This is a genomic window from Pseudomonas soli, assembly GCF_021283165.2.
In the GTDB taxonomy this organism is placed as follows: Bacteria; Pseudomonadota; Gammaproteobacteria; order Pseudomonadales; family Pseudomonadaceae; genus Aquipseudomonas; species Aquipseudomonas soli.
The window spans coordinates 2,110,150-2,128,503 of sequence record NZ_CP128543.1 but is presented as its reverse complement, the minus strand read 5'-3'; the positions used below and the strand labels follow the sequence as shown (position 1 = coordinate 2,128,503).

Genomic DNA, 18,354 nt, shown 5'->3' with positions numbered 1-18,354 from the left:
GCTGCTTTGCAGCCTGATGCGGGCAAGCGCGCGCCTACAGAAGGATCGCGTTGCCTGCGCAGGCTTTCCCGATACGCCTGCGACGGGCCTTGAGTGGCTGTCGGGGCTCGGGTAATGTCGAGTCATTGCACAGGACAGAGCACGCCCATGACCTCCAAGCTGGAACAACTCAAGCAGTTCACCACCGTGGTCGCCGACACTGGCGACCTGGATGCCATCACCCGCCTCAAGCCGGTCGACGCCACCACCAACCCGTCGCTGTTGCTCAAGGCCGCGGCCATTGCCGGCTACGCCGACCTGCTCAAGCAGGTCAAGGCCGATGCAAAGGGCAATGTCGACCTGGCCTGCGACAAGTTCGCGGTGTCGGTGGGCTCGGGCATTCTCAAGGTCATTCCGGGGCGCATCTCCACCGAAGTGGACGCGCGGCTGTCGTTCGACGAGCCGGCGCTGCTGAAAAAGGCCCGTCAGCTGATCGAGCTGTATGAAGCGGCCGGTGTGCCGAAAGACCGCGTGCTGATCAAGCTGGCCTCCACCTGGGAAGGCATCCGCGCCGCCGAGAAACTTGAGAAGGAAGGCATCCAGACCAACCTCACCCTGCTGTTCTCCTTCGCCCAGGCCCAGGCCTGCGCCGATGCCGGGGTGTTCCTGATCTCGCCGTTCGTGGGGCGTATCTACGACTGGTACAAGAAGAGCACCGGCAAGGAATACGTCGGCGCCGAGGACCCGGGCGTGGTATCGGTCACGCGCATCTACGACTACTACAAGACCAATGGCTACAACACCGTGGTCATGGGCGCGAGCTTCCGCAATATCGGCCAGATTGAACAGCTGGCCGGCTGCGATCGCCTGACCATCAGCCCCGAGCTGTTGCAGCAGCTGGCGGACGACCAAGGCGATCTGCCGCGCATCCTCAAGCCGGGCAATGCCGGCGAAGCCAAGCAGCAGTTGAACGAGAGCCAGTTCCGCTGGGCAATGAACGAGGACGCCATGGCCACCGAGAAGCTGGCCGAAGGCATCCGCCAGTTCGCCCGCGACCAGGAGAAGCTGGAAGCGCTGATGGCTGGCTGACAAAGCCTGATACATCTTCGGCTTGATCGACGGGCGGTTAATGCAGAGCATTTCCGCCCGTTTTCGTTGGGGCCGCATTCCCCATAACCAGTGGGAGCGGGCTTGCCCCGCTATAGCGTCATACCAGACAAAACCGAGCCATAGATGATCCCCAGCACCACCCTCCCCCTTGTCCTTGCCGGCCCGGTACTGCGCCGCCTGGAGCCGCAGCGTCTGGCGATCTGGCTGGTCGGTTCGCAACCGCTGCAAGCCGAATTTGTCCTGGAACAGGCCGGCATCAGCGCCACCGCGCATTGCGAAGTGATCGCGGTCGGTACGCACGCCTTCATCCACCTGCTGGATATTCACTTCGAACAGCCGCTACCCAGCGACGTGGCGCTCGAGTACGACCTGCGCCTGGCCAACGGCCAGGGCATCGCCGACTGGGCCCCGCACCTGCTCTACCCCGGCGCCAGTCGCCCCAGCTTCGTGCTGCGCGAGCGCCTCGACCAGGTGCTCCACGGCTCGTGCCGCAAGCCCCATCATCCGGCTGCCGACGGCCTGTTGTGCGCCGACCGCCTGCTGGCCGCCGGCCCGCGCCCCGAGGAGCGCCCCGCCGTGTTGCTGATGAGCGGCGACCAGGTGTATGCCGACGATGTCGCCGGCCCGATGCTGCGCGCCATCCACGGGTTGATCGAGCGTCTGGGCCTGTTCGACGAGGCGCTGGACGGCGCCCTGGTCGACAGCGGCGCCGCGCTCTACCAGCACCCGGCCTGCTATTACCACCGCGCCGACCTGCTGCCGGCCCAGGAAGGCAACGAAACCCTGCGTGAGCGCTTCTTTGGCGGCAAGCGCAAGCCGATCTTCTCCTCCAGCAACGCCGACAACCACCTGGTGACCTTCGCAGAAGTCATGGCCATGTACCTGCTGGCCTGGTCGCCGCTGCCGTGGTCCCTGGTGTGCATGCAGATGCCATCCGGCCTCACCGACAAGCGCCAGGCCCGCTACCGCCAAGAGCTGCCGCTCATCGAGGCCTTCCGCGATGGCCTCGGACAGGTGGCGCGGGTCATGGCCCACCTGCCCTGCCTGATGATCTTCGACGACCACGACATCACCGACGACTGGAACCTGTCGGCGCAGTGGGAGCAGACCGCCTACGGCCACCCGTTCTCGCGGCGGATCATCGGCAACGCGCTGCTCGGCTACCTGCTGTGCCAGGGCTGGGGCAACGACCCGGACGGCTGCGCGGCGCTGGTCCAACAGTGCCGCCAGTTGCATGAGGCGCGGGATGAACTGATCGGCGAACTGCTGCGCTTCCAGGGCTGGCAATACGCGCTGCCGAGCAACCCGCCGCTGCTGGTGCTGGACACCCGCACCCGGCGCTGGCGCAGCGAAAGCAACCTGGCCAAGCCTTCGGGCCTGCTCGATTGGGAGGCGCTGAGTGAACTGCAGCAGGCGCTGCTCGATCACCCCTCGGCGATCATCGTGTCGCCGGCGCCGATCTTCGGGGTCAAGCTGATCGAAACCGTGCAACGGGTGTTCAGCGCCCTGGGCTACCCGTTGCTGGTCGATGCCGAGAACTGGATGGCGCACCGCGGCGCGGCGCAGGTGGTGCTCAATATCTTCCGCCACTCGCGCACGCCTGGGCATTACGTGGTGCTGTCGGGCGACGTGCACTACTCATTCGTCTACGAAGTGCTGATCCGCCATCGCCAGCGCAGCCCGCACTTGTGGCAGGTGACCAGCAGCGGGATCAAGAACGAGTTCCCCCGGCGCCTGCTGGATGTGCTCGACCGGCTCAACCGCTGGCTGTATTCGCCGCGCTCGCCGCTCAACTGGTTTACCAAGCGTCGCCAGATGGAAGTGGTGCCGCGTACACCCAGCCGGAGCAAGGCCGGGGAACGGTTGTGGAACAGCGCGGGGCTGGGGCAGGTGTTCTTCGATGACCAGGGGCGGCCGGCGCGGGTGTATCAGTTGAATGCCGATGGTTCGCCAGCTACGGCGTTCATCAAGGACTGAAGCCATCACGGGGCAAGCCCGCTCGCACAAAGCCCCCTCGCACTGCCTGTGGGTGGGCTGAGTGGGAGCGGCGGTGCGCCGATGCGACTTGCCCCGCGATAGATCAGGATCTTTCCAGCGCGCTCACCAGGTCATGGAACGCTTCGCGGTTGGAGTCGTTCAAGCCCATGAGGATCTTGTGCGCCTCCAGCACCTTGGAGCGCACCACGCTCTCGTCCTGGTCCTGGGAAGGCAGGTCGGTCAGGCACTCCGGGCACGGCACCGGGCGGTCGACGATGTTGAACACCTGGTCGAAGCCCATGGACTGCAGCAGCCGGGAAATGTCCGGGTTGGTGGTGACCACGGTCGGCAGCAGGCCGACCTTCTGCCGGGACAGGATCGACAGCTTGGCCAGCAGGCCCAGGGTGGTGCTGTCGATGCTTTCGGTTTCGGTCAGGTCGATGACGATGGCCGAGAAGTTCAGCGCGGTGAAGATCTTCTCGATCGTCGCATCCAGTGCCGAACACAGGGTCAGGCGCACTTCACCGACAAATTTCAGAACGAAGGTCCCGCTTTGTTCGGCAAACTGGATTCTACCAGTACTCATTCAAGGTTCCTGCTCAACACCAATAGGGCGATATCATCCGGCATCTCCCCAAGCGTAGCCAATTCGAATCGTTGGCGCAGCCCGTCCAGGCTACCACCCGCCGCCTTGACGATCTCCGGCAAGGCCGCTTCCTTATCTTTGAGTGTGTCCCCGGGCAAAAGGTCCAGAATGCCGTCGGACATCAGGGTGAGGCTGAACTGCGCTGGCAGCTCCAGCACCAGGTCCTGGTAGCTGGCCTCGTCGAACAACCCCACCGGCAGGCCGCGGCCTTCCAGGTAACGGGCTTGCCCGGGGGTATACAGCACCGGCAGCGGCAAGTGGCCGCCGACGCTGTAGGTGAGCAGGCCGGTGTCCTCGTCGATGACCCCACCGACCATGGTCACATGCTTGCCCAGCTTGCAGTTGATCAAGCCACGGTTGATGTGGCTGAGTACCTGCGAAGGCTTGAACTCGCGCATCTTGCCGCCACGCTTGAATTCGAACAGCAAGCGCGTGGTCATGAACTTCAGCAGCACCGTGACGAACGCCGACGAGGCACCGTGGCCGGATACGTCCGCCAGGTAGAAGGCAATGCGCCGGTCGTCCACGCGGAAGTAGTCGGCGAAGTCGCCCGACAGGTACAGCGACGGGATGATCTGGTGCTCGAAGGCGAAATCGCCGGCCACCCATGGGTTTTCCGGCAGCATGTTCATCTGCACCTGGCGGCCGGCAGTCTGGTCCTCCTGCAGCAGGTGCAGGCTGGCCTCCAATTCGCGGTTGGCGGCTTCGAGCTTCTCCCGGTAGCGCTGGTTCTCAAGCACCAGGCGCGAGCGGTCGAGCGCGCGGCGCACCGAGTGCTCGAGCACGGCCAGGTCTTCGAGGGGCTTGATCAGGTAGTCCGCCGCGCCCAGGCGCAAGGCTTCGACCGCGTCGCTCATTACGCCGGCACCGGACACCACGATCACCGGCAACTGCGGCGCGCGCTCGCTGATCCGGCGGATCAGTTCGAGGCCGCCCATCTGCGGCATGCGCAGATCGCAGATCACGAGGTCGGGCTGGTGTGCTTCGAAGACCTGGAGGCCCTGCTGGCCGTTGCCGGCCTGGAGGACGCTGAAGCCGCTGTCTTCCAGATAGGCGGCGAGGCTGGCACGGACCACCTCGTCGTCATCGATGATCAGCAGCGTTGCACTGGGTTTCTGCATGTGGGCGAACGGCGCCAGATTTGGGTTGGCGTAGCGGCTGTGGAGGACCGACAGACAGCTACTGGAATGCTCTCTAGCCACTCTCTATCTGAGTTGTAGGACAAGAAGACTGGTCCGGCAAATAGTGAGGTGCCCTGTAAGGCGCTGACGGTACTCCCATCCGCCTGGCGTTTCAAGCATGGGCAGGTAGACTTCCCTGCACTTTACAGGGCAAATCACCCGGCGTTATAAGAATGTGGAGCAACGCAACCTGACGAAAGGATGCAAGCATGTCCCAGCCACCCGTGGATTACAGCGAAAAACGTGATTTCATTCGCATGCGTATTGAAGCCGAGGTCCAGCTGCTGCAGGCCGACCAGGTGATCAGCGCTGTGTGCATCGACCTCTCAAGCACAGGCATGCAGGTGCAGGCGCCGCAGCGGTTCCAGGTGGGTGACCACCTGGAGGTACGCATCGACTCGGACCACACGGCCCTCGCCGGGCTGCATGCCAGCACCGAAGTGGTGTGGATCGCCGACCAGCCAGGCGGTGCGCAGCGCTTCGGCTTGCGCATCCTGGCGATGCATTGAACCGTTACATATTCGCGTAATGCAAAAGGGGCCGCCCTGCGACCCATCGCCGGCAAGCCGGCCCTCACAGAGTTATGCGATCCCCTGTGGGAGCCGGCTTGCCGGCGATGGGCTGCAAAGCAGCCCCATTACCTGACCGAAGCGGTCAGAAGTCGTCTTCGACCTGGCCGTCCTTGACCTTGAACTCGCGGTTCTGCAAGTAGGCATTGCGCAGGAAGATGTACTTGTCGCCTTGGATCAGCTTCTCCGCCGACAGCAGGCTGGCGCGGGTATCGATCACGTCCAGGGCGAAGATCGAATTGCGCGTCGGCACATGGTCGATATAGCGATAGGGTTCGGTGTAGGTGTCCGGGTACTTGGCCAGGCCGTCGCGCACGGTGCTTGGGCCAAGGAACGGGATGACCACATATGGCCCGCTGGGCACGCCCCAGTAGCCAAGGGTCTGGCCGAAGTCTTCATCGTTGCGCTGCAGGCCCATCTTGGTGCCGACGTCAAAGAAGCCACCCAGGCCGAAAGTGGTGTTGACGATCAGGCGCGCCGTATCGATGCCCGCCGCCCGAGGCTTGAGCTGCAACACGTTGTTGGCCAGGTTGGTGACGTCGCCCAGGTTGCGGAAGACATTGTGGATGCCATCCTCAAGGAACTGCGGGGTGATGAACTGATAACCCTGGGCCAACGGCTTGAGGGCATAGGTATCGAGAACGTCGTTGAACTTGAAGATCGGTCGGTTGACCGACTCCCACGGATCTTCCTCGGTGGCCGCCTGGGTTGCTGCCACGGGCGCCAGCAGCAAGCTGGCGCAGACACAGGCCTGGGTGACTCGCTCGATCACTCCGGCACCGAACCTACGCATAGATGTTTCTCCATCGGATTTCACGGCGGCAGCGGCGATTGGCACGCTGCTCGATAGGGCGCAAGTATACTGGCTTGCTTGCTGAACGATAGTTTTACATAACTCTGTCAAGATTTTGTGAACAACTGTTGCGTCATCCCCCGGTAACAAATGCCGGATAGCCTGCGGGCTATTTAGGGACGTTGCCATGCAAGAAGCACCCGCCTTCACCGCGGTACTGTTCGGACTGCGCGGCTGCCTGGTCCAGGCGCCCGACGGCAGCCCTCTGCCCGCCCCGGGCGCCCTTGACTCCCTTCACCGCCTGCGCGCCCAGCAAGTGCCCTGCATCTGGCTCGACGAAGTCAGTACCGCACAAGGCAAACGCCTGAGCGGCGTGCTGCCCGACTGGCTGCCGGGGCACTGCGCCAATGGCAGCAGATGGCCGACCCCCAACGCCTGCTGGCAAGCGCTGATGAGCCTGCAAAGCCAGCGCCTGGACGGCTGCGTGCTGGTCAGTGGCGTGCCACTGCTGTTGCAGTCGGGGCTCAACGCCGGTCTGTGGACGGTGGGGCTGGCGGCCTGCGACCAAGGCTCGGCGCAATGGCAGGCGCTGAGCCGCCAGGAACAGGAGCTGGCCCGCGGCAAAGCCACCCTGGCGCTGTTTGGCCTGGGCGTGCACTCGGTGATCGACCACCTCGAATCCCTCGATGCCTGCCTCGCGGACATCGCCCAGCGCCGGCACAAAGGCGAGAAACCCTGATACATCCCCGTTGATACGGGTCATGCAAAGCGTCGGCAGGTGGATTACGCTAGAGGTCAGGCCCGAACCTTTGCCGCTTCGCTGAGGTCCATGCCTTGCCAAGTCATTGATGGAGTAAGAACAATGCCTGCCCGCGAACTGCAAGAGCGCCTGAATAGCCTGCGCGAGCAACTGGATCGCAATGTGCCGCTTTCGGAAGAGGAACTGGCCAGCCTGCATGAAGAAGCCAGGCAGATCGAGGCCCAGCTGAAGCTTGAGGAAGCCACCCCGGACAACAACCTAGTCGACGGCGTGAACCTTGCCATCGAACGCTTTGAGGCCGAACATCCCGACCTCACCGCCACCCTGCGCAGCATTGCCAACTCGCTGCACAGCATGGGGATCTGAACCCAACGGGGCTGCGTTGCAGCCCCGTTACATTACTGCCGCACCAACCGCAGGTTCTGCGGGTTGATCGCCCCGGTGCTGCGGTACGGGTTGATATCCAGCCCACCCCGGCGCACATACCGTGCATACACCGTCAGGTGCTCAGGCTCGAGCAGGTTCTTCAGGTCCAGGTAGATCCGCTCCACGCACTGTTCGTGGAAGTCGGCGTGCTGGCGGAAGCTGATCAGGTAGGTCAGCAGGCTGGCATGGTCCAGCGCCCGCCCCTTGTATTCCACCACCACGCTGCCCCAGTCCGGCTGGCCGGTGACCGGGCAATTGGATTTGAGCAGATGGCTGTGCACGGTCTCTTCCACCACGCGATCCGCCGCACAGCGCAGCAATTCGGGCTGCGGTTGCTCGTAGTTGCTGATGCTCACATCCAGCGCATCGATGCACTGACCCGGCAAGGCAGTCACGCCTTGGCCTTCGACTTCGGCCAGGGTGCTGACCTTGACCGCCACCGGCTTGCCCGCGGCGCCAGACAGGTCTTTCACCAGGCAGGCCTGCAACTCGGCCACCGAGGCGAACACGGTCTGGTTCAGCGAGTTGAGGTACAGCTTGAAGGACTTGGACTCGATGATATTCGGCGAGTCGCAAGGAATGGCGAACTCGCCGATGGCCACCACCGGCTTGCCCGAGGGTAGCAACCAGGACAGCTCGAAGCAGTTCCAGAAATCCACGCCCTGCCACGGCAGCGTGTCGCCACTGACACCCAGCTCGGCCCACTTGGCCAGGCGCGGGATGGGGAACAGCAGCGAGGGGGTGTAGGTGGCGACGTATTCGCTGGACTTGCCCAGCGGGGAGTGTTCGGCGGCGGGATGCATGGAAACTGACCTGAAGGTTCGAAATTGCCCCTAGTCTACCGGTTTTGCACCCCGCCTTGGAGCCGATGTCACTCGATGGTCAACGGCCCGACCATGCCGGCCTGGTAATGGCCCGGCACGTTGCAGGCGAACTCGATGGGCGCCGATTTGCGGAAGGTCCAGGTCAGCTCCGCGCGCTGGCCAGGCTGCACCAGCACGGTGTTGCCGGTGTCGTGGCCATGGCCGCCGCCCATCATCTGGCTGTGGTCCATCTGCCCATGGTCCATGCCTTCGTGATTCATGCCGGCGGTAAAGATCTTGCCTTGCATGGCGACCATTTCCTTTTGATGCTCGGCGTGCATGGCCTTGTCGCCCAGGTTGAACTCGTGGGGCAGCTTACCTTCGTTGACCAGCACGAAACGTACGGTTTCACCGGCCTTGACCTTAATGCTCTTGGGTTCGAAGGCGATGTCCTTGAGTACCACCTCGACAGTGCGGGTGGCCTTGGCTGCCGGCGCCGGCTCGCCGAAGGCGAAGGGTTTGGCTTCGCCAGCGAAGGTGGGCAGGCTGGTCAGGGCAAGCGCGGCGGTGAGGAACAGGTGTTTCATGGGTGACTCCAGATCAATGCAGCGAAGATGGCGCCATTGTCGAAAAGGCTGGCTGGCAGCTGGCTGACGGGAAGATTACAACTTTGTCAGCTTGGGCAGGCCGCCAGATCGTCACGTATCATTTCGGCATCACGTTGGCCCGAACCGTTGGTAAACACATGAAACTGCTGATCGTCGAAGACCAGGCCAAGACCGGCCAGTACCTGAGCCAGGGCTTGAGCGAGGCCGGCTTCGCCACCGAACTGGCCAGCGACGGCGACACCGGCCAGCACCTGGCCCTGAGCGGCGACCACGACCTGCTGATCCTCGACGTGATGCTGCCGGGGCGCAACGGCTGGCAGATCCTCCAGGCGGTGCGCCAGGCCGGGCTGGACACCCCGGTGCTGTTCCTCACCGCCCGCGACGCCGTCGAGGACCGCGTGCACGGCCTGGAGCTGGGCGCCGACGACTACCTGGTCAAACCCTTTGCCTTCTCCGAACTGCTGGCCCGCGTGCGCAGCCTGCTGCGCCGTGGCGCCAGTGCCAGCCAGGATACCTGCCTGGCACTGGCCGACCTGCGCCTGGATCTGATCCGCCGCCGCGCCGAGCGCGCCGGCCAGCGCATCGACCTGACCGCCAAGGAGTTCGCCCTGCTCGAACTACTGCTGCGCCGCCAGGGCGAAGTGCTGCCCAAGTCGCTGATCGCCTCGCAGGTGTGGGACATGAATTTCGATAGCGATACCAACGTCATCGAGGTGGCCATCCGCCGCCTGCGCCTGAAGATCGACGACAGCCATGCAACCAAGCTGATCCATACCGTGCGTGGTATGGGCTACGTGCTCGAAGAGCGCCACGACTGATGCGCCGCCTGTCCCTGGGCAGCCGCCTCGCGCTGCTGTTCGCCGCCTGCACCGCTGCCGTGTCGCTGGGCGCCGGCCTGCTGTTCAGCCGTGCCAGCGAGCAGCATTTCGTCGAGCTCGACCAGCAATTGCTCAACGGCCGACTTTCGCTCATGAGCAGCCTGCTCGCCGGCGTCGCTACCCAGGAGCAACTGGCCATGCGCCTGCCGGCGCTGCTCAACGAGCTGAGTCACCAGTCCGACCTGGCCTTGCGTGTACGCGGCGCCGACGGTGCGACCTGGTTCGCCAGCCGCGGCGAACTACCGCAAGCCCCCGCCCCAACAGGCCTGGCCACACTGCACAGCAACGGGGTCGATTACCGTAGCCTCAGCGCGCCACTGATCGACGGCCAGCGTGCTTCGCCACAACTGTCCCTGTTCCTCGACATCACCCACCACCAGCACTTCCTGCAAGGCATGCAGCGCTTGATCTGGCTCACCGTCGGCCTGTCGGCGCTGGCCACCGCGCTGCTCGGCGCCTGGGCCGTACGCCGTGGCCTGAAACCGCTGCGGCAGATGGGCAAGGTGGCCGCCAGTGTCACCGCCGGCTCGCTGACCACGCGCTTGCCGGCCGCCGAGATGCCCGAGGAACTGGCCGAGCTGGCCGGCACCGTCAACGCCATGCTGCAGCGCCTGGACGATGCCTTCCAGCGCCTGTCGGCGTTCTCCGCCGATATCGCCCACGAGCTGCGCACGCCGCTGTCCAACCTGCTGACCCACACCCAGGTCACCCTCACCCGCCCGCGCAGCCTTGAGGAGTATCGCGAGGCCCTGCACGGCAACCTCGAGGAGCTGCAATGGATGGCCCAGCTGGTCAACGACATGCTCTACCTGGCCAAGGCCGACCACGGCCTGCTGATGCCCAGCCGCCAGGCGCTGGACCTGGCGACGGAGGTCGATGCGCTGCTGGAGTACTACGCGCCGCTGGCCGAGGACGCCCAGGTGCGCTTGCTGCGTGAGGGCCAGGCCCACACCGAAGGCGACCGGCACATGTTGCGCCGGGCGCTGTCCAACTTGCTGGACAACGCCCTGCGCTTCACCCCTGCTGATGGTGAGATCCGGGTAAGCCTGGAGCCCGGGCTGCGCATCGTGGTGGCCAACACCGGGCCAGCGATTGCGCCGCAACTGCTTGAGCGATTGTTCGACCGCTTCTACCGGGCGGATCCGGCGCGCCAGGAAGGCAGCAGCGAGCATGCGGGGTTGGGGCTGGCGATCACCCGCTCGATCGTGCAGGCACACGGTGGGAAAATTCGGGCGGAGTGTGAAGATGGCTGGACGCGGTTCGTGATCGAGTTGCCCGCGTAGGGGCGCAAAGCGCCCCACCGGTGTTGCAATGTCTTACTCGTAACGCAACGCCATAGCCGGCTCGATCTGCGAGGCGCGGTAGGCCGGGTAGATCGTCGCCAGGAAGCTCATCACCAACCCCGCCACGCAGATAATCGCAACATCGCCCCATTGCAACTCCGACGGCAGGCTGCTGATGAAGTAGATGTCGGAGGTGAAGATATGCTGGCCGCTGACTCGCTCGAGCCAACCGACCACCGCGCTGACGTTCAGCGCCAGGATCACCCCCAGCACACCGCCAAGCAAGGTACCGACGATACCGATCAAGCTGCCCTGGACCATGAAAGTGCCCATGATCTGCGCCGGCGTGGCGCCAATGGTACGCAGGATGGCGATGTCCGCGCCCTTGTCGTTCACCACCATCACCAGGGTGGCGATGATGTTGAACGCGGCCACGGCGATGATCATCATCAGCAGCAGGCCGATCATGGTCTTTTCCATCTTCATCGCGCTGAACAGGCTGCCCTGGGTGTGCGACCAGTCATCGGCGTGGTAGCCCTCGCCCAGGCTCGCGGCGATGGACTTGGACACCTGCGGCGCGGCATACAGGTCATGCAGCTTCAGGCGCACGCCCTGCACCTGGCCCGGTGCCCAGCGCTGCATTTCGCCGGCATCGGCGACGTGGATGTAGGCCTGGGAGCCATCCAGCTCGGCACCTACCTTGAAGATGCCGACCACGGTCAGACGCTGCATGCGCGGGGTGATGCCGCCCGGCTCCTTGCTGATCTCCGGGACGATCAGGGTCAGCTTGTCACCGGTATTCAGGCGAAAACGCCGAGCGGTCAATTCACCGATGACCACGCCATACTCGCCCGGCACCAGGTCCTGCAGGCTGCCCTGGACGATGTGCTGGGTGACGATGGAGACCTTGCCCTCCTCGGCCGGCTCGATGCCGGCGACCTGAATCGGCTGCATCGCCCCCTTGTACGAGAGCATGCCCTCCATTTCGGTGATGGGCGCGGCGGCCATCACCGCCGGGTTGCCTTCGGCGGCGGCGGCGACCTTGCGCCAGTCATCCAGCGGTTGCGTCCCGAGGATGGCAGCATGAGGCACCAGGCCAAGCACACGCGAACTCATCTCGCGCTGGAAGCCGTTCATTACCGACAACACCGTGATCATGGCCAGCACGCCGAGCGACAGGCCGATCATCGAGGTCATCGAGATGAACGAGATGAAGTGGTTACGGCGCTTGGCACGGGTGTAGCGAGCACCGATGAACAAGGGCAAGGGTCTGAACATGAACGGGAACACCCAAGTAGAAAATGAACCGGGGCCACCTCACGGGGCCCCGCGCAAGCGACTCAGATCGCCACCAGGTGCCCGTCTTCCAGGCTCAGCACGCGGTCCATCTGGCGCGCCAGGTTGAGGTCGTGGGTCACCACCAGGAAGGCGGTCTGCGAGTGGGTCGACAGCTCGCGCATGAGTTCCTGGATGCCCTGGGCGGTGTGGTGATCGAGGTTGCCGGTGGGCTCGTCGAGCATCACCAGGCCCGGACGGTTGACCAGGGCGCGGGCAATCGCCACGCGCTGGCGCTCGCCGCCGGACAGCTCCGCCGGCTTGTGGTTAAGGCGGTGGCCCAGGCCGACGCGCTTGAGCAGCGCCTCGGCGCGCTCGCGAGCCTCGCTGATCGGGGTCTTGCCGATCAGCAGCGGCATGCAGGCGTTCTCCAGGGCGGTAAACTCTGCCAGCAGGTGGTGGAACTGGTAGACGAAGCCCAACGCGCGGTTGCGCAGCAGGCCACGCGCCCGTTCGCCCAGCGCCGACAGCTCTTCGCCGGCCAGCCAGACGCTGCCCTGCGTCGGCGTGTCGAGACCGCCCAACAGGTTGAGCAGCGTACTCTTGCCCGAGCCGGAGCTGCCGACGATGGCCACCCGCTCGCCCGGGTGCATTTCGAGGTTCAACCCCGATAACACCTGCACCGACTCCGGGCCTTCCTCGTAGCTCTTGCCCAAGTTGCGGCAGCTCAACACGGCTTTATCACTCATGCGCGACTCACTCATAACGTAGCGCCTCTGCAGGCTGGGTGCGCGAGGCGCGCCAGGCCGGGTACAGGGTGGCGAAGAAACTCAAAACCAGCGCCGCACCGCAGACCATGTACACGTCCTGGGCCTGGATCTGCGACGGCAGGTAATCGATGAAGTACACGTCGGCATTGAGGAACTTGTGCCCGATCAGGGCTTCGATGCCGGCGATGGCGGCGCTCACGTTGAGCGCGCCGAGGATGCCCAGTACCGCGCCGATCAGCGTTCCGACCACGCCGATCACCGTCCCCTGGACCATGAAGATGGCCATGATCTGCCTGGGCGTGGCGCCCAGGGTGCGCAGGATGGCGATGTCGCCACGCTTGTCGTTGACCACCATCACCAGGGTGGAAATGATGTTGAACGCCGCCACCGCGACGATCAGCAACAACAGCAGGCCGATCATGGATTTCTCCATGCGGATCGCCTGGTACAGGTTGCCGTGGGTGCGGGTCCAGTCCCGCGGGTAGTACTCCTGCTCGCCCAGCTGCTGGGCGATGGCCCAGGTGGCGCGCGGCGCCTGGAACAGGTCGTCGAACTTCAGGCGCACGCCCTGGACCTGGTCGGCCTTCCAGCGATGCAGGCGCGACAGGTCGGCGATGTTGGTCAGGCCCAGGTAGCCATCGATCTCGCCGGCGCCGACATGGAAGGTGCCGACCACGGTGAAGCGCTTCATGCGCGGGAACATGCCCGCCGGGGTCACGCTCACCTCGGGGGCGACGAAGGTCAGCTTGTCGCCGATGCCCACGCCCAGCTTCTGCGCGGCCTTGTCGCCGATCATGATGCCCCACTCGCCCGGCGCCAGTTTGTCGAGACCGCCATCGAGGACGAACTTGTCGATGATCGACACCTCGCGCTCGCGGGCCGGGTCGATGCCATTGAGCAGCACCTTCTGCACCTTGCCCTCATGGGTCAGCAGGCCCTGCATCTGGGTGAAGGGCGCAACCGCCAGCACCTGCGGATTCTGCTTTACTTTAGAGGCGAGGGCCTGCCAGTCGTCGATCGGCTGGCCGGTCTCCAGCGTGGCGTGAGGAATCATCCCCAGCACGCGGGTACGCATCTCGTGGTCGAACCCGTTCATCACCGACAGCACCACGATCATCACCACCACGCCCAGGGCGAGGCCGATCATCGAGGTGAGCGAAATGAACGAGACGAAGTGATTGCGGCGCTTGGCACGGGTGTAGCGCGTACCAATGAATACGAATAGAGGTCTGAACATGTCGGGGCTTGTTCGGATGAAAGGGAACGTCCTTGTGGCGAGGCGCCTACGGCGGCTTTACACTCGGACCACCGCCGTAACCTTGGGTTCGCCATGACGACATTAGACGAAGAAGATCGCCGCGAATACTACCGCATCGAAGATCGGATCGCACTTCAAATCAGCCCCCTCAGCGCGGCCGAAGCCCTTGAGACAGAACTGTTGCAGGATGATTCGGAGCTGTTCAACCTGCTCAGCGAACTGCACCTGTCGGACTTCGAGTCGCAACACCTGCTGCGCCAGCTGAGCGAGAAGGACCGCACCCTGGCCGCCTTCCTGCGCGCCCAGAACAAACGCCTGGACCTGCTCAGCGCCGTGGTCGCGCAAACCCTGATCGGCGAAATCGGCCAGCCGATGCCAGTGATCATTTCCGAAGGCGGCATCGAGTTCACCCAGGCCCGGAAGATCGCGCCCGGCACTCGGGTCAAAGTGAAGATGGTACTGATGCCCCGTGCCCATGGCCTGCTGCTGCGCGGCCGGGTCACCCATTGCGACCCGCGCCCAGACGGCGACTTCGAGGTCGGCACCGAATTCATCGACATGACCGACGCCCAGCGCCAGCTCCTGGCCCGCTACATCCTGCAGCGCCAGCAGCAGCAACGGCGCCAGGCGCTGGAACAGAACCAGCCGGATGCATAAGCCCTTTTTCCCTGATTTGAAGGAACGAACGTGACCCTGATCTATGGCCACCGCGGCGCCAAGGGCGAAGCGCCCGAGAATACCCTGCAGAGTTTCCGCCAGTGCCTGTCCCATGGCGTGGACCGCTGCGAACTCGACCTGCACCTGTCGGCGGACAACGAGCTGATGGTGATCCACGACCCCACTCTCAAGCGCACCACCGGCCGGCGCGGCAAGGTGGTCGAGCACACCGCCGCCGAGCTGGTGACCTACGACGCTCGCAAGGGCGGGCCGGGCCATGTGCAGCCCTGCCCCATCCCACGGCTCGAGGAGCTGTTCGCCAAGTGCCCGTTCGAGCATTGGCAACTGGAGGTCAAGAGCGCCTCGCGTACCCGCGCCGCCAGCACGGTGCTGGCGATCCGTGAGCTGGCCCTGCAGCACGGCCTGCTGGACAAGGTGACCATCACCTCGAGCTCACGGGAAGTGCTGGGTGCCGCCCAGGAGCTGGTGCCGGACGTGAAGCGCGGGCTGGTCGCCGAGTATGCCTGGCTCGACCCGTTGAAAGTCGCGCAGAACTACGGCTGTGAGATGCTGGCATTGAACTGGACGCTGTGCACCCCCGAGCGCCTGATCAAGGCGCAGCGCCAGGGTTTGCACGTGTCGGTATGGACGGTCAACGAACCGGCACTGATGCGCCGGCTCGCTGACTTTGGCGTGGACAGCCTGATTACAGACTTTCCCGGTTTGGCCAGGACCACCCTCGGGTAGGGCTGAAATCGGTCTCCCCGACCGGCTCAGGCCACCGGTCGGAGCCGCTCAAAAAAGCCGGTTCAGACCATCATAGGCGGCTACCCGATAGGCCTCGGCCATGGTCGGGTAGTTGAAGGTGGTGTTGACGAAGTACTTCAGGTTGTTCTGTTCGCCCGGCTGGTTCATCACCGCCTGGCCGATGTGGACGATCTCCGAGGCCTGGTAGCCGAAGCAGTGCACACCCAGGACCTCCAGGGTCTCGCGGTGGAACAGGATCTTCAGCATGCCTTGCGGCTCGCCGGCGATCTGCGCGCGGGCCATGCTCTTGAAGAAGGCCTTGCCCACTTCGTAGGGCACCTTGGCCTGGGTCAGTTCCTGCTCGTTCTTGCCGATCGAGCTGATCTCCGGAATGGTGTAGATGCCGGTCGGCACGTCGTTGACGAAGCGCCAGCTGCCGTTGTCGACGATGCTGCCGGCCGCCGAGCGGCCCTGGTCGTGGGCGGCGCTGGCCAGGCTCGGCCAGCCGATCACATCACCGGCACCGTAGATATTCGGCACGCTGGTGCGGTAGGTCTCGTCGACCTCGATCTGGCCACGGCTGTTGACCTTGATACCGATGTTCTCCAGGCCCAGCTTGTCGGTGTTGCCGGTACGCCCGTTGCACCACAGCAAGGCGTCGGCCTTGATCTTCTTGCCCGACTTCAGGTGCAGGATCACCCCGTTGTCCAGGCCTTCGACACGGTCGTACTCCTCGTTGTGGCGCACGGTGATGTTGTTGTTGCTGAAGTGGTAGCTCAGCGCCTGGGAAATCTCCGAATCCAGGAAGCTCAGCAACTGGCCGCGGTTGTCGACCAGTTCCACCAGCACACCCAGGCCGCTGAAGATCGAGGCGTATTCACAACCGATCACCCCGGCGCCGTAGACGATCAGCTTGCGCGGGGTATGGCTGAGGCTGAGGATGGTGTCGCTGTCATAGACGCGCGGGTGGTGGAAGTCGATGTCGGCCGGACGGTACGGGCGCGAGCCGGTGGCGATGATGATGTGCTTGGCGTTGAGCTTCTCGACCACGCCGTTGGGGCACACCACTTCGACGGTCTGCTCGTCGGCGAAGCTGCCGGTGCCGACGAACACATCGACGCGGTTGCGCGCGTAGTAGCCGGTGCGCGAGGCGACCTGCTTGCTGATGACCTTCTCGGCACTCTTGAGCACGTCGGGGAAGGAGAACCAGCGCGGCTCGCCGATGGCGCGGAACATCGGGTTGGTGTTGAACTGCATGATCTGCCGCACGGAGTGACGCAGCGCCTTGGACGGGATGGTGCCCAGGTGGGTGCAGTTGCCACCGACCTGGCGACGGCTGTCGACCATGGCCACCTTGCGCCCTGCTTTGGCGGCGTTCATTGCCGCGCCCTCACCGGCCGGGCCGGAACCCAGCACCACTACGTCGTAGTTGTAGACAGCCATGCGTACTCCTTCAGAACTGGCCCGCCGGCCGGATGGCCGCGGGGCGCGATCATGTCGCCGGGGCGCCATGAGAAAATTCGGGTGCAGTCTAATCAAGCGTGAACGCCGCGCACATTAACCCTTGGTCGCGTCGTAGGCCATTATTGCCTGCACTACATGTCGTTTCACCGTTTCCCTGGCCTGGATCATCCGTGGCTTGCCTTTCACTCGCCTTTCACCCGCCGCTCGAAGGCCGGCGTGGAACGGGAGACGAAACCACCCTCGACCCGGGTCACCAGCACCGCGGCGATACCGTGGGCGATGGCGAAATCCCAGCCTTGCTGCGGCCCGAGGATCAACAGCAGGGTCGAGTAGCCGTCGGCCAGCAGCGCCGAGGCGTCCAGCACCGTCACCGCCGCCAGGTCGTGGGCGACCGGGCGCCCGAGGCGGGCATCGAAGGTGTGCGAATAGCGCCGGCCATTGTCCTCGAAATAGTGCCGATAGTCACCCGAGGTCGATACGGCCAGGTCCTGCACGTCGATGACCTGGCGGGCGATCTGGCGATCCTCGCGCGGCAGCTCCAGCGCCACCCGCCAGGCACTGCCGTCGGGCTTGCGGCCCACGGCCTTGAGTTCACCGGTGGCCTCGGCGAGGAAGTTGTCGATGCCCATGGCGCGCAGGCGCTGGGCGATCAGGTCAACGGCGTGGCCGGCGGCGATGCTGTTGAAATCCAGCTCGATGGCGGCGTCTTTGCACAGGGCCTCGCCCTCGAGGCGCAGGTGGCGGTAACCCACGCGCAGGCGCGCCCTGGCCAGCGCCTGCGGCTCCGGCACCTGCATTTCGCGAGCCTGCGGGCCGAAGCCCCAGAGGTCGAGTAGCGGCTCGACGGTAAGGTCGAAGGCGCCCTGACTCTGTTCGGCCAGGTGCTGGCCGAAAGTAACCAGCTCCAGCATGTCGGCATCGATGGGCAGGCACTGGTTGGCCGGCAACTGGTTGAAACGGCTGACGATGGAGTCGCCGCGGTAGGTGGAGTAATGCGCGTCGATCGCCTGCAGGATGCTTTCAACCGCTGCCTGCACTTGCTCCGGCGCCGGGCCGCCGGGCTGGCGCACGTACTGGATGCTGTAGCTGCTGCCCATGGTCGGGCCGCCAAAGCGCTCGAGGGTCGGGGTTGGTTTGCAGGCGGACATCAGGATGAGGATGCAGATTAAA

General features: G+C 64.5%; 19 protein-coding genes. 9 read left to right on the top strand and 10 right to left on the bottom strand.

Annotated features, from left to right (window positions below):
* Positions 1 to 147 precede the first annotated feature (147 nt).
* Both tal and LU688_RS09895 read left to right on the top strand, forming a co-directional pair.
* Complete coding sequence (gene tal, locus LU688_RS09900) at positions 148 to 1,068, top strand: transaldolase (RefSeq protein ID WP_094010544.1); 921 nt, start codon at positions 148 to 150, stop codon at positions 1,066 to 1,068.
* Between the two features lie 144 nt (positions 1,069 to 1,212).
* Positions 1,213 to 3,066, top strand: a complete 1,854-nt coding sequence (locus LU688_RS09895; RefSeq protein ID WP_104444203.1) for an alkaline phosphatase D family protein — start codon at positions 1,213 to 1,215, stop codon at positions 3,064 to 3,066.
* Positions 3,067 to 3,169: 103 nt separating this feature from the next.
* Here the strand turns inward: LU688_RS09895 and rssC are convergent, their stop codons facing one another.
* A complete protein-coding gene (rssC, locus tag LU688_RS09890) occupies positions 3,170 to 3,652 on the bottom strand; it encodes an anti-sigma factor antagonist RssC (RefSeq protein WP_023631332.1) in 483 nt (160 codons plus the stop codon).
* Positions 3,649 to 4,833 (bottom strand): two-component system response regulator RssB, encoded by a 1,185-nt coding sequence (gene rssB / locus LU688_RS09885; RefSeq protein WP_023631333.1) that lies wholly within the window; start codon positions 4,831 to 4,833, stop codon positions 3,649 to 3,651. The genes rssC and rssB overlap by 4 nt, the downstream gene beginning before the upstream one ends.
* 269 nt (positions 4,834 to 5,102) lie before the next feature.
* On the opposite strand from rssB, the gene LU688_RS09880 reads away from it, so the two are divergent.
* On the top strand, positions 5,103 to 5,402 hold the full coding sequence (locus LU688_RS09880) for a PilZ domain-containing protein (protein WP_104444205.1): 300 nt from the start codon (positions 5,103 to 5,105) through the stop codon (positions 5,400 to 5,402).
* Between the two features lie 145 nt (positions 5,403 to 5,547).
* Here LU688_RS09880 and LU688_RS09875 read toward each other — a convergent pair whose 3' ends face one another.
* Positions 5,548 to 6,255: an MlaA family lipoprotein gene (locus LU688_RS09875; RefSeq protein ID WP_023631335.1), complete on the bottom strand. Its 708-nt coding sequence runs from the start codon at positions 6,253 to 6,255 to the stop codon at positions 5,548 to 5,550.
* Between the two features lie 187 nt (positions 6,256 to 6,442).
* Here LU688_RS09875 and pcrP point away from each other — a divergent pair, with 187 nt between their 5' ends.
* Together pcrP and LU688_RS09865 are read left to right on the top strand one after the other, a co-directional pair.
* The gene (gene pcrP, locus LU688_RS09870; RefSeq protein ID WP_038705757.1) at positions 6,443 to 6,994 is read left to right on the top strand and encodes an HAD superfamily inactivated hydrolase PcrP; all 552 of its coding nucleotides are present in this window, start codon (positions 6,443 to 6,445) and stop codon (positions 6,992 to 6,994) included.
* 123 nt (positions 6,995 to 7,117) lie between these two features.
* Positions 7,118 to 7,381, top strand: coding sequence for a DUF4404 family protein (locus LU688_RS09865; RefSeq protein WP_031315272.1), 264 nt, complete (start codon positions 7,118 to 7,120; stop codon positions 7,379 to 7,381).
* 32 nt (positions 7,382 to 7,413) lie between these two features.
* Here LU688_RS09865 and queF read toward each other — a convergent pair whose 3' ends face one another.
* Both queF and LU688_RS09855 read right to left on the bottom strand, forming a co-directional pair.
* Complete coding sequence (queF, locus tag LU688_RS09860) at positions 7,414 to 8,244, bottom strand: NADPH-dependent 7-cyano-7-deazaguanine reductase QueF (RefSeq protein WP_023630950.1); 831 nt, start codon at positions 8,242 to 8,244, stop codon at positions 7,414 to 7,416.
* 68 nt (positions 8,245 to 8,312) lie between these two features.
* Positions 8,313 to 8,831, bottom strand: coding sequence for a cupredoxin domain-containing protein (locus LU688_RS09855; protein ID WP_023630949.1), 519 nt, complete (start codon positions 8,829 to 8,831; stop codon positions 8,313 to 8,315).
* Between the two features lie 158 nt (positions 8,832 to 8,989).
* On the opposite strand from LU688_RS09855, the gene LU688_RS09850 reads away from it, so the two are divergent.
* Entirely contained in the window at positions 8,990 to 9,670 is a 681-nt protein-coding gene (locus LU688_RS09850) for a heavy metal response regulator transcription factor (RefSeq protein WP_038705756.1), read from the top strand.
* Positions 9,670 to 11,013: a heavy metal sensor histidine kinase gene (locus LU688_RS09845; protein ID WP_371041477.1), complete on the top strand. Its 1,344-nt coding sequence runs from the start codon at positions 9,670 to 9,672 to the stop codon at positions 11,011 to 11,013. The genes LU688_RS09850 and LU688_RS09845 overlap by 1 nt, the downstream gene beginning before the upstream one ends.
* Positions 11,014 to 11,046: 33 nt before the next feature.
* Here LU688_RS09845 and LU688_RS09840 read toward each other — a convergent pair whose 3' ends face one another.
* The 3 genes from LU688_RS09840 to LU688_RS09830 form a co-directional block, all read right to left on the bottom strand.
* Positions 11,047 to 12,291 carry a lipoprotein-releasing ABC transporter permease subunit gene (locus LU688_RS09840; protein WP_104445289.1) on the bottom strand — a complete coding sequence of 415 codons (1,245 nt, stop codon included), beginning with the start codon at positions 12,289 to 12,291 and terminating at the stop codon, positions 11,047 to 11,049.
* 62 nt (positions 12,292 to 12,353) lie between these two features.
* Positions 12,354 to 13,037 (bottom strand): lipoprotein-releasing ABC transporter ATP-binding protein LolD, encoded by a 684-nt coding sequence (lolD, locus tag LU688_RS09835; RefSeq protein ID WP_177182890.1) that lies wholly within the window; start codon positions 13,035 to 13,037, stop codon positions 12,354 to 12,356.
* A 7-nt stretch (positions 13,038 to 13,044) separates the two neighbouring features.
* The gene (locus tag LU688_RS09830) at positions 13,045 to 14,295 is read right to left on the bottom strand and encodes a lipoprotein-releasing ABC transporter permease subunit (protein WP_038705753.1); all 1,251 of its coding nucleotides are present in this window, start codon (positions 14,293 to 14,295) and stop codon (positions 13,045 to 13,047) included.
* Positions 14,296 to 14,388: 93 nt separating this feature from the next.
* Between LU688_RS09830 and LU688_RS09825 the strand changes: the two genes are divergently transcribed.
* Positions 14,389 to 14,973 carry a PilZ domain-containing protein gene (locus tag LU688_RS09825; RefSeq protein WP_023631591.1) on the top strand — a complete coding sequence of 195 codons (585 nt, stop codon included), beginning with the start codon at positions 14,389 to 14,391 and terminating at the stop codon, positions 14,971 to 14,973.
* A 30-nt stretch (positions 14,974 to 15,003) separates the two neighbouring features.
* On the top strand, positions 15,004 to 15,720 hold the full coding sequence (locus tag LU688_RS09820) for a glycerophosphodiester phosphodiesterase (protein WP_038705752.1): 717 nt from the start codon (positions 15,004 to 15,006) through the stop codon (positions 15,718 to 15,720).
* A 48-nt stretch (positions 15,721 to 15,768) separates the two neighbouring features.
* Here LU688_RS09820 and sthA read toward each other — a convergent pair whose 3' ends face one another.
* Positions 15,769 to 17,163 carry a Si-specific NAD(P)(+) transhydrogenase gene (gene sthA / locus LU688_RS09815; RefSeq protein ID WP_023631920.1) on the bottom strand — a complete coding sequence of 465 codons (1,395 nt, stop codon included), beginning with the start codon at positions 17,161 to 17,163 and terminating at the stop codon, positions 15,769 to 15,771.
* Positions 17,164 to 17,366: 203 nt separating this feature from the next.
* Positions 17,367 to 18,332, bottom strand: coding sequence for an FAD:protein FMN transferase (locus tag LU688_RS09810; protein WP_371041479.1), 966 nt, complete (start codon positions 18,330 to 18,332; stop codon positions 17,367 to 17,369).
* Positions 18,333 to 18,354 lie beyond the last annotated feature (22 nt).